Below are 16638 nucleotides of genomic sequence, written 5' to 3'. Positions count from 1 at the left end.
AAACTTAATATTAATAATGTAATTGTGGGAGGACGGATGCGGTTCTATAAATGGGCCTATCAACGGCTGTTTAATGGCGTGAATACTTCCATATATCAGGATATGGAGAAAAACATGAAATACGCATTTAATAGTTAAAAGTTTAAGGATCAACATATTACAATTAACGTTAAAAATGCGGTGGTGGATGATACACCACCGCATTTTTATACTGTTTTTGAGTTTAGTGTAAAGGTATGGCGCATAAGAAATGTAACAATAGTAAATGAACAAAACTACTTTAGAATGCGATACCTATGTTTGTATTCATATATTTCAAAGCATAAATGTGCCAAATTATAATGAAGTTAATTCTGCGGTTACGTTTCTATGTGAAAACGGTATCAAGTAAGGGGTATGAAGATTAGATTGAGATGGATTTCTTTCTTATTATAGGGCCACTTACGACAGAGTTAACCGTTGTTTAAGAATGGAATGTATTAAACTAAAGGAGAGAATCCTATGTTGGATAATGTTGAGGGGTATAAAAAATATCTTGAAGAACATCAGTTACCTGTGTTGGAGGGAGTGCCGGTTTCCGGACAGTGGTACAGAGTCCCCGTTCCCGGAGCTATTTGTGCAGGGGGTTCACCTTACTGGGGCTACATGCGTAAAGGAACGGAGCCTGGTCTCATCGTCTTTTTCTTAGGCGGAGGGGTATCGATAAATGCCTATACAGCTGCCCGGCCATCCAGGTTAGCTGTGCAAGGAGAAACCTTTTATTTTGACGACAAATCATTGCCATATATGGATATGGCACTTAATCGCGGTATCTTTGATGACACACAGGATAACCCTTTTCGAAACTGGAGTTGCATCTTCGTCAGCTACGCTACAGGGGATTTTCATGTGGGAAATGGTGATTTTCATTATACAACAACGGACGGCTCACCTGCTGTGCTGCACCATCATGGGTACTCCAATTACAGTGGGCTTATGGAGCAAGCGACGAAGCATCTGTCTGCTCCGACAAAACTGTTGATTACGGGAACAAGTGGGGGTGCTTTCGGTGTTGCAGCCTTAGCTTCGGATGTCATGGGTTATTTTCCGGAGTGCAGCGATGTAACCTGCTGCCCTGATAGTGCTTTGTTACTTAATGATCAATGGAGGACAATAGCACAGAACAACTGGCAGGCAAGCAAACGGATATGGGAGCCTCTCCAGGGTCCAAATATCTGTCTTGAATGGATGCGTAACCTCTATGCCGAGAAGGGTAATACCGTTCGATATCTTTATATCAACTCCATTAGAGATGTTGCTTTTGCTATGTATCAACACTATATTGATCACGGCACCTTAGAAGTGAAGCGGGAACAATGTCTGCAATTCGAGAAGGATCTCAAGGAGATGGTGGATACCTTGAAGTCTGAAATCCCCGGCATCGGAATTTTCCTGTTCGACAACCCAATTGGGGAAATGAACCCGGAATCTATGGGTACAGTTCATACCCTAATTCACGACCCCGAATTTTATCGACCGGTCAAACATGGCACAAGCCTGCGAGATTGGCTGTGGAGTGCCGTGAATGGTAACGTGTACAATGCTGGTCTAGACCTACTAGAAGGGTAGATTTGAATAATTCAATTGTAATAATGGTTTACAAGGAAACGAGATAAAGTATGAGAATTTGCAGAAAAATAGGACATTTATGGCTGACGTTGACGCACAGACGACGTCAGTTTTTTTGTTTGTTCTCATTCTGTCTCAATTAAATATAAAATGAGATAGGTATTTTAACCGTAATACGACGATTATGGCGCTATCAGTGGGCAAATAAGGACACTCATTATTTATTTATAGCGGGCGGACTCTCCCAAGGGTGAACACGATATTTAGAAGTAAATTACGAAGAAATCCGATACTACGTCACAAAAGCATTGCGAGCATTGGCAGAAGGATCAGTAGGGATAAAAAATAACCGATATTTTGCTCCTTACATAATCCCGCTGTTTGGCCCTTCGTAGTTTAAACTATTATACAAAAGCAATACCAGTTCTGGTGCTTCCAAGTTGTTGTTTGGATTAAGATATCGGATGTTGCTTATTCGTTATTTCATAGGTGACATCATGTTTCTATAATGAAAGCGTAACCAAAAAAATAGGGGGGTTGAATGAATATGAAATGGTTAGCTACCGTTCTTTCTGTTGGTTTACTTACTACTGCGCTAATCGGTTGCAGCAATGTCAATAACAACGGCGAGGCCGAGAAGGGAAAGGCAAATCTGGAAACAACGAAGAAGCTGAATATCGTGAATGGCAAGATTGAGCCAACAGCGTCGTTTACCACAGTTATGGGAGAAAATCCGGGCTATAAATATAGAGAAGGGGAATCCGTTACGGACAATGTGTTCACCCGCTGGGTCGAAGACAAGTTTGGCGTAAAGATTAAAGCTTTATGGACAGGAGGCGGTACGGATGGTTCGTATAATACAAAATTGAAACTCATGCTATCCGCGAACGACGAATTGCCGGATATTATAAGCTCGGCTAATCCCGATAACACCAATCTTCTCATCGATTCGGGCAAGTTTATGGAAGTGGAAGAAGTATTCGAGAAATACGCCTCCCCAACTTGGAAACAGGCGTTAGCCGATATAAAGGATCCCTGGTTACCGGTCACTCGAGACGGCAAAAAGATGGCGATTCCTGGAACTGGTACAGATTATGGGCAAGCAAACAACGTTTTATGGATCCGTCAGGACTGGCTGGACAAACTCAAGTTGAAAGCACCTACTTCAATTGAAGAGTTGGAAACGGTCATGGATGCTTTCGTCAATCAGGATCCCGACGGTAATGGGCAGAAGGATACATATGCCCTGGATTTTGCCATGAAGGATAGGATGACCAGTAGTCTCCTTGGAGACGGGTCCTGGATCTTTGGACTTTACGGGGCCATGCCGGAAAGATGGTATCCAGGAGAAGACGGCAAGCTTCAAAATGGTTCGATTTTACCGGGGGTCAAACAGGGCTTAATGAAGATGAAAGAGTGGAAGGATAAAGGGTATTTTGCGAGCGATATTGCCTTACATGACCCAAATACAATTGTCACCGCGGTCACATCCAATAAGGTTGGAATTGTTGCAGCTCCCTCTTTCTTCATCCAATATCCTGGTTCCATGTTGCTTGCGACCAACCCTACGGCGATGTTTAAACCATATCCGCTGCCTAATGGGGTCAATGGTCCAGCTTTGCACACCTATTTTACGATGTCCGGCGGAATTATGATTAATAAAGATATTTCGGATGAAGCGCTTCAAGCTTTCTTTCATTATATGAACTCGATGTATGCTGTCTACGAATCCGATAACCCGCTTGAATATTTTAAAGGATTTCAAGAGGGCTATCAGTATGTTGTCAAAGATGGAAAGATTGTGACCGACGAGAAGCAAATTCCCGGTGGAAAGATTGATTCGAACAGTTACATTTTTGGGGGCATGCCGGATGTTTCATCAAAGATGAAGGAAATAATAGTAAAAGTAGCAAAGAAAGAAGAACTCACAAAGAAAGATCAAACTTTTATGCAAGCTCTTGGGATTGCAGATGACACGAATCCATTACAAAGAATCGTGTACGATGCGATGCTTCTGTCCATGGATGGAGAATCTTCGCGCGTAAAGGAACATTACAAGGGACCGGTAACGCCAACTATGTCGTCCAGAAATGAGCTGTTGCAAAAAATGCAAATGGAGACATTCTCGAAGATCATTTATGGAGAGTCTTCGATTGATGCGTTTGATAAATTTGTAGAGAAGTGGAAGTCTTCGGGCGGAGATACCATTACAAACGAAGTCAATGAATGGTACGATTCGGTTAAATAATAAGTAGAGAGGTTCTCGAGCAGATCGAGAACCTCTTTTTACATACTTGTTGATTTCACCAAAAATGGACTGCCTGCATTTTCCACCAGTTATTCTTTCAACTTTAAAATGCGATATTCATATTTAAATTCCTTTATATCATCCTTGGGAAGCGCCAACTTATAATTAGACTAATTGATTACAGGCTACATTCCAGGTGCCTTTGGTGCTACAGCCCTGGCTTCCAATTTAATCGGTTATTTCCCTGCTCGTCGCGTTGTGACCTGCTGCGAGGACATTCTCTATCATCGATGGCAGTCAGTAGCGCGACTTTTGGCAGGCTAGAAGGTCTGCAAATGCTGGAGATGGATGTTGAGATCTGTTTATCCTAAGTCAAGCGTGGACTCGTGGTTAATTTGGCATGGGATAAGCAGCTCGTTCTTCTGTACTTTTCAAGAAAAGACGAAAGGGGCACCAACATGTGTACTGAAGATGAGGCAAGAGGAAAACTGAAATCCCTGAAAATTACAAATGGAGAAATTACGCAAATCGAGTTTGTGCCAGCTGGCGTGCCTGATTTTGGTCTGGGCTTCCCATTGGAACCGCTTCCGGAGCACTGTCGCGTCTGCGTCCGAATGAGTCCGGAAGGCGAATCGAATATTCTGATCGAAGTATGGATGCCGCTCACCAATTGGAACAGTAACTTCTTGGGGACTGGAAACGGGGGCCACGCAGGCACCATGAACCGATTGTCTTTGATTAATGGAATCCGTCGAGGATATGCTACAGCCAATACAGATATGGGAACCGCCCCGGACCCGGACATGCTTATCGGTAAGCCGGAAAGGTGGGTTGACTTCGGTTACCGTGCAACGCACCTTATGACCGTTGTTGCAAAGGAAATCATTCAAGCATTTTACGGCAGAGCGCCTAAATTTTCTTACTTTACAGGAGGCTCCACTGGTGGTCAGCAAGGATTAATGGAGGCACAACGGTATCCTGAAGATTACAATGGGATTCTAGTAATGGCACCAGCCAATAATCGTACCCATTTACACATTGCTTTCATATGGAATTGGCTTGCCCTAACGCAGAATCCGGATGCAGGGTTTGACGAACAACAGGCTGCAACTGTTACGGAGCAAATCCTTGTGCATTACGGCGCTGAAGGAGGATGCATTCCAGGAGACCATTTTTTTGCACAGCCTGATCGGATAACCGTTAATACGGATATTTTTAAAGACGGTAAGCTATTGAATGATGAACAGATCCGTGCAATGCAAATCATCTATAACGGTCCTGTAAACCCTGTAACGGGAGAACGGATTTTTGCTCCGGTTGTTGTACCGGGCAGTGAGCGTTTTCCTTTGGGCCTTTCCGCTCAAAGTGATAAGGATGAGTTTGCTAAAGGTTTTCTTTACCTATTCCGCTGGATTTTTGGCAAAGACTATGACTTCGCGAAGTTTGATTTTAATCGCGATGTGGATTTTGTTGACGAACAGTTGGCCCCAATTCTAAATGCAAATAGCGCAGACTTGCAGGATTATAAGAACGCGGGCGGAAAAATTATCATGCTTCACGGCACGGCCGATCCGATTATCCCGTACACGGACTCCCTGCAGTACTACGAGCGGGTGATCGAAGCACAGAACGGCCTAGAAAATACACAATCGTTCTTCCGGTATTTCATCATCCCGGGGCTTGCCCATGTCTTCGATGGTCCAGGTGTTCAGGATATTGGAATCGGAATCCGGGCAACGCCCAAGGATAGAGAACATGATGCGCTAACTGCGCTTTCTGCTTGGGTCGAAGAAGGAATCGCTCCGGAACGGTTGCTGCCTGTTGCCTTCAAAGATGGTTCGATAGTGAACGGCTTTATTTTGGATGAATACGAGTATGAGAGACCTGTATATGCCTATCCGAGCATGGCTGTATACAAATCGGGTGATCCCAATCAGCTCGCTCATTATAGTAAAGAGAAACATATCATCAGCAATTTGCCAAAACCTGCTCTTAAGTACCTGAATTGACAGTTCAAAGAAAAACGATTCGGTTTCTATACGAAGGTTATTCTCAGCAAATGACAGGAGGATATAGAATATGAAACCTGTAGAACAAAGTTGGTCACAGGTAACTGAAGTTAACCCGGTCATAGAGATTAATACCGGAAAAATCATGGGGTTTAATCGAAATGGAAACGGCGTTTTTTTAGGAATTCCTTACGGTGATCGCTGTGATGGAGAGTACCGTTTTAAAGCACCGCGACCAGCTACGAGGTGGGACGGAATACGAGACTGTACCCGGTTTGGTCCGATCGCAATGCAGGAACAGAACTCGCTGGATACGTTGCCTGATGCAGTGAGACAAGTGCTGTTGGAATACGGTAAACACTTTTCCGGCGGGACTCCTTATGACAAGCGTGAAGAATATTGCGATGAGAACTGCTTGGTTCTCAACGTGGTAACTCCCGGAATTGATGAGAGAAAACGGCCGGTTATGGTGTATATTCATGGTGGCGGTTATATGTCCGGCTCGGGAGCGGTAACGGCGGCAATCTGCGACCGATTGGCGGACGAGGAAGATATCATTATCGTGACAGTTAATCATAGATTGAATCTGTTCGGAGGATTGTATCTTGGAGAATTTGATGAGGAATACGCGGAGTCCGGAATAGCAGGACAGCTAGACTTGGTTATGGCCCTGCAGTGGATACGAAGTAATATCGAAAAGTTCAGTGGCGACCCGTCAAATGTTACATTGATCGGCGAATCCGGTGGCGGAATAAAAATCGGGCATCTGATGTCGATGCCTGCTGCCAAAGGGCTTTACTCAAAGGCAATCATCGTTAGCGGATCGATTCAGATCGGAGCCAAAACAAAAGAACAGGGTACGGCTGAAACGCTGAAGGTGTTGAAGCAGCTTGGCATTGCTAAAAAGAATTGGCGAAAGCTTCTGGAAGTACCGGCAGAAACCTTGATAGGTACCATTCGCGGAATGAGATTGGTGCAGGAAGAAAGCACTCCGTTTTATCCAACACCCGACGGTGTACACATTCCCTTCAATCCGGATCGCGTTTATCAAACATTTGATTGTTCAGCGGAAGTGCCGCTTCTGGTGGGTGCTTCCGAGGAAGAACTGGCTATGGAAGTAAGGGATCCCATGATGACCTGGGAAGAGGTAAGAATAGAGTTGCTTAAGCAGAGCTTTGCTGAGGTTCAAAGGATAAAAGGCCTGTCGGAAGATAATGTGGATGCGGTGATTCGAACCTTTCGCGATGCATGTGAAGACCGGAAACAACCATGGAAAATCTTGGTGCAAATTATTTCCATGTGTCATTTCCTTGGTGGCGGTGCTTATAAGAATGCCATGGCTAAGGCAGAGCAAAAGGTTGCGCCGGTTTGGCATTATATGACGACCTATGATTCTCCGATGCCAGGAATGGGGGTGCTGGCTTGCGCTTGGCACACAGCTGATTTACCGTTGATTTTCCGTGCCGTCTATCATAAAGAAGCCGAACGACTTTCAAAGTCAATGGCGCACGCCTTGGCCTCCTTCGCCCGTACCGGTTCCCCGGCAACAGAAAAGTTGGATTGGCCGGCATTTACCGTAGAAGACAAAAAGACCATGCTATTCGATGAAGAATCGGGCTGGAAAGAAGATCCTTATCAAGCGATTCATAAGGTTCTTGACGAAATCAACACATGAGTAATCGAGAGGAGCCAATATGCTTCAGATCTATGATATAAGAACGGAATACTTTTCGAATAAGATGGGCTTGGATACGGTAACCTCGCTTTTTATAGAAATTAAGAAGCAACAATCGGGGAGTCCTCCACGTTATCGTATCGTTGCAAGAACATCTGCTTTTACAAAAATTAGACAAGGGGGAGGATGTATCGGATTACGGATACATCCAAAAGAAGATGAGAAAAAATCTGTTTACTGTAAATGAAGATAGATTTTTTGCAGAAGCATTTTCTAAAACGCTTGATATGAACCAGTCAGTTGAACTGGGAGGTTTAGCAATTAGTCTTTATAAATCTTTATCAGATAACAGCAAAGAGACATTAGATAATATTCAGAAAGTATATGAGGTTTATGAAAGTGCCAGTTTAACGTTCTATCCCAATGGAAAAGTAAGAGTTGCTCATAAAATTACCGATAAAGTTTATCATGCGTTGGCAGAAAATGACGTGTTCAAATACATGATGAAACAAACGGCCAATAAGGTGCTGGACTACTCGGTTGATCATGAAAAAGGGCTCATCGCTATAGGGGATGGATCGACATATGTCTACAATATGGAAGTTGACTCAATATATAGACAATCCATATTGGCTAATGAAGTATTTTTTTCTTCCGGACAAGTAGGAGATATTCCTTCGGATGAGAACGAAGCTGCTTATACTGTGATGAGGAATGTTTCGTATGGTTCTAATCCTTCAGATATACGAAATCAAATGGATTTGTATATACCTGATAATTTGGATACGAGTAAGAAAAATGGAGCTTTCCTCCTTCTTTATGGTGGTGGATGGGTATCTGGAGGGAAAGAATCCACGCAGAGTACTGCTCGGATGTATGCTTCCAAAGGATATATATCCATTGCCATTAATATGCATAATACCTACATTAATCCAGAAACTCAAAAAACAGAGACGACAGTTTTTGATATGTTGAATGATATTCACAATAGTGTTAAAAAGTTAAAAGCACTATCTGACGAAAATAATTGGAATATAACTCAAATGGCTACGTACGGTGGATCAGCTGGAGGAAATCTTGCTCTGCTTTATGCATACTCAAGAGGAACAGATATGCCGTATTTTGAAACAGAAGAGATTTTGCCAGTAAAATTTGTAGTAAATCTGGTAGGTCCAGTAGATATGCATTTTTCAGCTTTCGGAGGAGATAAAGACTGGGAGGATCACGAGGCGCATGCAGCATTGATGGGTTCAGGGATTACACTAAAATTGACCGGTGCAGCAAATAATCCGGATCTGACAGAAGAAGAAAAGGAAAAACATATACAAGCCATGTCGCCAGTGTATTACGTAGAAACGTATGGTGGAGTCCCAACGGTGATGGGGTACTCTAAGAGAGATACCGCAGTAAATCCAAAACATGGGAAAATTCTAAAAGAACATCTAGATAAGAAATCTATCCAAAATGATTTATTCACGTTCCCTAAATCAATTCATGGTTTAGATGATGATCCAGAAGAGGCTGAAGCATTCCATGCTAAATCAATTGAATATGCAGAAATCTACTTCAACGTAATGGATTAAGTTAAAAAGCAGGAATAACCTTTATGGCTGACGCTGACACATAGTCGACGTCAGCTTTTGTTGTTCATTCTGTTTTAAATTGTAAATTTTATGATTTTAAAAGATAGCGTCATTGGCGCAGATTAGAGCCTGCTACTCCTTTAAATAGCATTCTGCATATTCTATATTTAGAATGCGTTATTGGTATTTGCATTGCTTTATATCAAGCCGAAATGGCAGAAATTATAATGAAAATGAACATGGATTATAAGAATCAGCTGGGAGGATTTAGATCATGGGCATGAATACTGCTGTACCGGCAAAAAAAATGAAATTATCCAGAACAAAAGGTAGCGGGGGATTATATTTGATGATCCTGCCTGCGGTGGTACTGACTGCGATCTTTGTCTATGTACCCATGAGCGGCCTCTTAATGGCCTTTCAGGATTATAAGCCTTATCTGGGGATCTCCAATTCTCCCTGGGTCGGGTTAGACCAATTCAAGTTTTTATTTGAGTATCCCGACAGCATCCAAGTCATTTGGAACACACTGAAAATTTCGTTCCTCAAATTAGTCATCGGCATGATCAGTACGCTTGGGTTTGCGCTGTTGATCAATGAAGTGAAACATAAATTTCTGCGCACATCGGTTCAGACCTTTGTGTTTCTGCCTCACTTCATTTCCTGGGTGGTGCTCGGGGGCATTTTCATCCAGCTGCTGAATCCGGAGTATGGATTGGTGAACCAGCTGCTCAAAGCCTTGGGGCAGGAGCCTGTGTTCTTCCTGGGGAGCAACCACTGGTTTGTGCCCATTGTGCTATTGACGGACGCATGGAAAGAATTCGGCTACGGGTCCATCATTTATCTGGCGGCTCTGGTTGGCATTAATCCAGCTCTATATGAAGCCGCTCAAATCGACGGAGCGGGCAAACTGAAACAAATGTTGAATATCACCCTCCCAAGTCTGATCCCCACCATCTGTGTCATGCTGACGATCTCTCTGGGCGGCGTGCTCAATGCAGGCTTTGACCAGATCTTCAACTTGTACAATCCGCTGGTCTACGAAAGCGGCGATATCATCGATACCTTTGTGTACCGCATTGGCTTGATCGGTGGGAACTACAGTTTCGGTACAGCCATCGGATTATTCAAGTCTGTGGTGGGCCTGATCCTGATTCTAGTCGGATACCGGATCGCTTACAAAGTTGCAGGTTACAAGATTTTCTAAGGAGTGGACCTATGCGTACAACAGCCAAATTCAGTACATTTCAACTCATCAACAATCTGGTCATGATCATGCTGGCCGTGATGTGCATTCTGCCCTTTCTGCATGTGTTGTCTGTATCTTTAAGTTCCAGTGCAGCCGTATCCGCCAATAAAGTGACGTTCTGGCCGATTGGTTTGAACTTGGGTTCCTACAGCAAGGCACTGGAAGATACCCAATTACTTCGTTCCCTCTGGATCTCGGTAGAGCGGACCTTGTTAAGTGTCACACTGGGACTGCTGGTGACCAGTATGGCAGCCTATGTGCTCTCCAAAGGCGGAGGACGAAACGGGATTGCAGGTTACAGATGGTTTGTCGGATTTTTTATTGTAGCCTTGCTGTTTAACGGGGGAATGATCCCGACGTATTTGGTAGTAACCAAAATCGGTCTGTATAACTCGATATGGGCGCTGATCCTGCCGACGATGGTCAATGTCTTTAACATCATCCTGATTATGAATTTTTTCAAGGCATTGCCGAAAGAGCTGGAAGAAGCGGCTTTTATCGACGGTGCCGGGCACTGGAAAGTGTATCTAAGAGTGATGATGCCCTTATCGCTGCCCGTCATGGCGACCGTGGGTCTGTTCACCGTGGTAGGCGAATGGAATGAATGGTTATCCGGTCAAATCTATATGAAGCCGGAGAACGTGCCGCTGAGTACGTTTTTGAAAGCTGCCATATCCATGCCGAATATTGATATCAAGAATGCAGAAGAGGCCGCGAAATTCAATGCCGTGTCCCTGAATTCTGCACAAATCTTCATCGGAGCTTTGCCGATCTTGCTGATCTATCCCTTCCTCCAAAAATTCTTTGCAAAAGGTATCGTCATTGGTGCTGTGAAGGAGTAAGTACATTCAGGAATGGGAGGGCCAAAGTTCATATGAAGAAAAAAAAGAAATCAGCAGTACTGGAAGCGATGGAAACGGACGCATGGTCGTTATTTATAAATAATTTGAAAAACTCAATGTATATGTAGTAATGACTGGTAGCTAAATTTAATTTATATTTTCCGGAGGAATCAAATTGAAGAAGAATTACGAAAATGAAATTCAATCCTTATTACTTAAAATGACCATAGAAGAAAAGGTTGGACAACTTCAGCAGTGTGGACCATCTTTGGTAGGAGCATTTGATGTAAGCTTCGAAGAACTAGTTAATATGGTGTTTGACGGAAGGATCAGCAAAGCCGATTTCCAGATCATGATGAGTACAGCTAAACAGGATTTTCGCGAGGAAGACTTAAGAGCAGGCAAAATCGGTTCCTATAATGGACTAAATGATGCGAAAAAGGCTAATGAGCTGCAAAAAATAGCTGTAACTGAAACGCGTCTAGGTATTCCACTTTTGTTCGGATACGATGTGATTCATGGCTATCGCACCGTAACACCAATTCCGCTTGCAGAAAGCTGCGCGTGGGAGCCTGAATTATGGAAAAAAACAGCAAGGATATCGGCAGAAGAAGCGACTGCAGGCGGTGTCCATATGACATTCGCTCCAATGGTGGATGTAGCAAAGGATGCCAGATGGGGCCGTGTCAGTGAAGGGGCAGGAGAAGATGTTTTACTGTCATCCATTTACGGTGCTGCAAAAGTAAATGGATTTCAAGGGGATGATTTGACAAAGGAAGACGCGATGGTGGCCTGCGTTAAACATTTTACCGGTTATGGTGCAGCGGAGGCGGGGAAAGATTACAACCGGGTGGATATATCGATGCAGCGTTTATTCGAAGAATATCTCCCGCCATTCGAGGCTTGTATTAAAGCCGGAGCAAGAGCGGTCATGCCCGCTTTTAATGATATTAATGGAATGCCATGCACGGTGAATTCATGGCTCCTCACAGGTGTTCTTCGAGGTGAATGGGGATTTGACGGAATGACCATTAGCGATGCGAATGCCATTGCAGAATGTGTCACTCATGGAATTGCAGAGAACCTAGCAGATGCATCTAAGCAGGCCATTGAAGCCGGACTCGACATGGATATGACCTCGAATGCTTACATTGAAACGCTGGCTGAACTGATTGCTAACGGTGATGTGGAAGAACATGTGCTGGATAGAGCTGTGGCTGATATCCTGCGGATTAAGTTTGAACTGGGATTATTTGATCAACCGTACCGTACTTCGGAAGCACGTGAGAAAGCTGCTATATTGAAGCCAGCCTACCGTTCCCTGGCAAGAGAAGCTGCAGAGAAATCCATCGTTCTGCTGAAAAACGATAATGTGCTGCCTTTAAAAAATGGGGTGAAGTTGGGTTTAATGGGTGAGCTGGCCAATAACCGGGAGGAGATGACGGGAGCCTGGGCCATCAAAGCAGACGGACAAGACTGTGTAAGCCTTGTCGATGCTTGCAAGGCTCAAGGAATTAACTTTATTTACATGGCTGAAGATACAGTGATTCCTGAAGAGTGCGATGTTTATGTCGCTGCTATTGGAGAATTCAAAAATCAGAGTGGTGAAGCGGCCAGTCGTGCTTCTATAGAGCTGCCCACAGAACAGATCGATTTATTGAAGAGATTAATAGAAACAGGTAAACCGGTGATTGCCGTTCTGTTTAATGGAAGGCCCCTAGCAATCCCGTGGGTAGCGGACAACGTACATGCAATTGTCGAGGCATGGCATCCGGGTGTAGAAGCAGGGAATGCCATCTTAAATATACTGTTCGGGATAATAAATCCATCCGCTAAATTAACCACAACCTTTCCTTATTCCAGCGGGCAATGCCCGGTTTACTATGCACATACTAATACCGGTCGCCCGGGAGGAAAGAGTAAATTCACTTCAAAATATTTAGACACACCGCTTGAGCCGGTTTATCCGTTTGGATATGGCTTAAGCTATACAACATTCCTATATTCGGATCTGCAGGTGAGGAAAGAGCATGAAGGAATCAGAGTGTCCGTTAAGGTAAGGAATACCGGAGATCGCGATGGAACTGAGATTATTCAGTGTTATATCCGCGATATCGTGGCGAAGCGTGTCCGGCCTGTAAAACAGCTGGTTGATTTTACGAAGATTCCATTGCAGGCAGGAGTGGAAAGCGGAGTCGATTTTCTAGTCCCCTATAAGGCAATGGGCTACTATGACATGAGTATGAATTATGTTATTGAAGAAGGAGAATTTGAAATTTTTGTGGGAGGTAATTCAGAAGATTGTCTGTCAAGTAGGTTCTGGCTGTAAAACCGTAAAACTTGCTCTACTGCGATTTTTCAGAAAAAGAACATAGCGAGATCATTACTTATTTACATCGAATCGAAATCAATGAGTTAAAAATAGAAGGGAAGGGTCTTGTAGTGCCAAATAAATTAAATGATGTTCTATCCGGAAGGGAAGCTAACTATATCTTGCCGTTTTTTTGGCAGCATGGGGAAGATGAAGAGGTTCTTCGGGAAGAAATGGCCCGGATTCACGAATCGGGTATAGGTGCGGTATGTGTTGAAGCACGTCCGCACCCCGACTTTCTTGGACCGAACTGGTGGAGAGACATGGATATAATTATAGAAGAAGCCAAGACACGAGGAATGCGAGTATGGGTTCTCGATGACGATCACTTTCCAACAGGTCACGCTGCCGGCCGGTTAAAGGACGCGCCGGAAGAATTGCACCGCGTTTTTCTATCCAAACTGCATATTGATGCTCTAGGACCAAAGGCGGGCTCATCATTTGCTGTGGCCGTTCCCAATCTTCCCGGATTTTATGAAGCCGCCTCGTCCAACCTGACTGTCATTGCGGTTCAGCGGAACTCTGTTACAGGCGAATTATTAGACGAGGCTATTGATTTGACTTCACGGGTGGTGAACGGCAGATTGTATTGGGATGTACCTGAAGGATACTGGAGAATATTTACGGTTTTTGAGAATGCCATCGGAGGAGATCCTTCCAAGCGGGATTACTTGAATCCGCTTATAAAGGATTCAACCAAAGTCTTGATCGATACCGTGTATGAAGCCTTTTACTCACGTTACCAGGAATACTTCGGGAATACCTTTGCAGGCTTCTTTTCGGATGAGCCGGGCTTCTACAGTGGAAAGAATGCAATTATTACCAACTATGAGATTACCGTTGGGCAAGATAAGGCAGATTTGCCATGGTGCCCTGAGATGGAACGGCTGCTTGAGCAAGAACTGGGTTCTGACTATAAAACACTTTTACCCTTGCTATGGCAAAATGGCAGCAAGGAGGCAACTTCGAAGACCCGCTATTGTTATATGAATCTGGTAAGCATGCTATATGCCGAACACTTCACCGAGCAAATCGGTGATTGGTGTAGAGAACGGAAAATCGAATATATTGGTCATGTAATCGAAGACAACAATACACACGCACGTTTGGGTGTCGGTAGCGGGCATTTCTTCAGAGCGTTGGGGGGACAGGACATGTCGGGGCTGGATGTCGTACTGTGGCAGCTTAATCCCGGCTTTGATGAAATCCCGTCGGCATGGGTTGCGGGTGAAGCAGACAACGAGTTTTTCAACTATGGTCTTGCCAAGATGGCGGCATCGCTGTCCCATCTCGATCCGAAAAAGCAAGGCAGAACCATGGCTGAAGTATTCGGTGCTTACGGTTGGGCCGAAGGTCTGAAGCTGATGAAGTGGATGACTGACCACATGCTCGTACGTGGGGTTAATTACTTCGTCCCTCATGCGTTCTCTCCAAAGGAGTTCCCCGATCCGGATTGTCCGCCGCATATGTATGCACGAGGTAAAAATCCGCAATATCGTTATTACAAACATTTAAATCATTATACTAATCGCATGTCTCATCTCCTGACCGGCGGATTGCACATCGCATCGGCGGCGGTTTTGTACCATGCGGAGGCAGAATGGTCAGGACAATATATGTATTTTCATAAACCGGTAAAGGAACTAATGCGTGCGCAGATTGACTGCGATGTCGTGCCGTGTGATTCGATCATTGCGGATGCAGCAGTTCAGAACGAGAAACTGACGTTGTTGAGCGAAACTTATGACTGTTTAATCGTTCCATACAGTGAAGCACTTCCGAGTGAAGTATTGCTGCGGTTTATTGAATTAACGGAGAAAGGTTTGCCGGTTTTCTTTGTGGGCGGGCTACCAGCAAGAACGAGCGAGGGTGGGAAAGGGGAACTTGTAGAGCAATTAAAACGATGCAAACATGTAAAAGTAGTTGCACTTGAAGATTTAGCGCAGAAGTTAAAAAGCTCCGGGTTTACAGATATCCTCACGGACGGCAGCTACCCGTTTCTGCGATACTATCATGTACGGCATCAGGATATGGATGTATTTATGTTCTTCAATGAACACCCCATTCAGGATATATGTACGGAAGTGATTCTACCGGTTAAGGGTTCGCTTGTCTTCTATGATGCTTATTCCAATAAGGTTATCCATACGTGCAGTGTTCAGGAAGGTGATTCTACCCGAATCTCGCTCGAGCTGTCCCCATTTGAGGCGATTGTTGTGCTATCAAGCGATTGCTTTGAACCATTCGAGACAGCGCCGGGCTTGAAAAGAGATGGTGAGGAGATTCTGATTGAATCATTGTGGTCTATCTCGACAGCAATCTCAGAACAATATCCTCACTTTACCCCATGGGCCGAGCATCAAAAGTTGACCGATCTAAGTGTACCTAGTCTTCTACCCGACTTCTCAGGGACGTTCCGATATGAAACATTTTTGAACTACGATGGGCTTAACGGAAAACAACTTATTCTTGATCTTGGGAAAGTATTTGAAACAGCGGAAGTGTTCATAAACGGCACATCCGCTGGTGTCCGGATCAGCGCACCCTACCGTTTTGACGTAAGTAAGCTTATTCAATCAGGAGAAAATACCATTTCTGTTGAAGTAACCAATACGCTTTCAAAAGAGATTACGGATTTCTGTTCCCGGGTAGCACAGCATGAACCGAGTGGTCTTCTTGGACCTGTCCGGTTGAGTGCTCGATAGAATTTTTTCGGAGTTACATGGCAATAAGTAGCTACCGCATCCTGTAGCATTGGATCTCATAGACGGGTACGCTTGAAGCTGTCGCTTACAAAGATGACAAGGAATATGGACGTTAAAACTAAAGAGCTAACTTATGAATGAGGCAGTTGCCCATCCTGATTTTATCTTGAATTCAAAAGGGAACTGCCTTTTGTCAGGGTGACTTAATCCCCTTATGCCTTCCGCGTCTTACTTATACCTATGAGTTGTGAATCAATTGCACCCTTTTACATCAGTTTATTTTCAGTTTAGGTTCCACTAATAAAATATGAAAGAACAAAGATACGGAAACACCTTATTGAAAAAATC

9 protein-coding genes are annotated in these 16638 nt (G+C 44.1%); all 9 read left to right on the top strand.

Annotation, left to right across the window (positions count from 1 at the left end):
- Positions 1-501 precede the first annotated feature (501 nt).
- On the top strand, positions 502-1608 hold the full coding sequence (locus AAIH57_RS05260; protein WP_249912589.1) for a pectinacetylesterase family protein: 1107 nt from the start codon (positions 502-504) through the stop codon (positions 1606-1608).
- Positions 1609-2149: 541 nt separating this feature from the next.
- Positions 2150-3856, top strand: a complete 1707-nt coding sequence (locus AAIH57_RS05255) for a hypothetical protein (RefSeq protein WP_430020806.1) — start codon at positions 2150-2152, stop codon at positions 3854-3856.
- A 458-nt stretch (positions 3857-4314) separates the two neighbouring features.
- A complete protein-coding gene (locus AAIH57_RS05250) occupies positions 4315-5865 on the top strand; it encodes a tannase/feruloyl esterase family alpha/beta hydrolase (RefSeq protein WP_430020805.1) in 1551 nt (516 codons plus the stop codon).
- A gap of 70 nt (positions 5866-5935) precedes the next feature.
- Positions 5936-7540, top strand: coding sequence for a carboxylesterase/lipase family protein (locus tag AAIH57_RS05245; RefSeq protein WP_430020804.1), 1605 nt, complete (start codon positions 5936-5938; stop codon positions 7538-7540).
- Between the two features lie 143 nt (positions 7541-7683).
- Positions 7684-9123 carry a hypothetical protein gene (locus AAIH57_RS05240; protein WP_430020803.1) on the top strand — a complete coding sequence of 480 codons (1440 nt, stop codon included), beginning with the start codon at positions 7684-7686 and terminating at the stop codon, positions 9121-9123.
- A 274-nt stretch (positions 9124-9397) separates the two neighbouring features.
- The gene (locus tag AAIH57_RS05235; protein ID WP_430020802.1) at positions 9398-10330 is read left to right on the top strand and encodes an ABC transporter permease; all 933 of its coding nucleotides are present in this window, start codon (positions 9398-9400) and stop codon (positions 10328-10330) included.
- A gap of 11 nt (positions 10331-10341) precedes the next feature.
- Positions 10342-11214, top strand: coding sequence for a carbohydrate ABC transporter permease (locus AAIH57_RS05230; RefSeq protein WP_430020801.1), 873 nt, complete (start codon positions 10342-10344; stop codon positions 11212-11214).
- A gap of 175 nt (positions 11215-11389) precedes the next feature.
- Entirely contained in the window at positions 11390-13543 is a 2154-nt protein-coding gene (locus AAIH57_RS05225; RefSeq protein ID WP_430020799.1) for a glycoside hydrolase family 3 N-terminal domain-containing protein, read from the top strand.
- A 113-nt stretch (positions 13544-13656) separates the two neighbouring features.
- Positions 13657-16290: a glycosylhydrolase-like jelly roll fold domain-containing protein gene (locus tag AAIH57_RS05220; RefSeq protein WP_430020798.1), complete on the top strand. Its 2634-nt coding sequence runs from the start codon at positions 13657-13659 to the stop codon at positions 16288-16290.
- Positions 16291-16638: the final 348 nt, after the last annotated feature.

The organism is Paenibacillus sp. MABNR03 (assembly GCF_050455445.1).
GTDB lineage: Bacteria > Bacillota > Bacilli > Paenibacillales > Paenibacillaceae > Paenibacillus > Paenibacillus xylanilyticus.
This window is presented reverse-complemented; position numbering and strand designations above follow the sequence as displayed.

Coding starts and splice junctions, on each gene's coding strand:
- AAIH57_RS05260 (WP_249912589.1), top strand. CDS start 502: ATGTTGGATAATGTTGAGGGGTATAAAAAATATCTTGAAGAACATCAG.
- AAIH57_RS05255 (WP_430020806.1), top strand. CDS start 2,150: ATGAATATGAAATGGTTAGCTACCGTTCTTTCTGTTGGTTTACTTACT.
- AAIH57_RS05250 (WP_430020805.1), top strand. CDS start 4,315: ATGTGTACTGAAGATGAGGCAAGAGGAAAACTGAAATCCCTGAAAATT.
- AAIH57_RS05245 (WP_430020804.1), top strand. CDS start 5,936: ATGAAACCTGTAGAACAAAGTTGGTCACAGGTAACTGAAGTTAACCCG.
- AAIH57_RS05235 (WP_430020802.1), top strand. CDS start 9,398: ATGGGCATGAATACTGCTGTACCGGCAAAAAAAATGAAATTATCCAGA.
- AAIH57_RS05230 (WP_430020801.1), top strand. CDS start 10,342: ATGCGTACAACAGCCAAATTCAGTACATTTCAACTCATCAACAATCTG.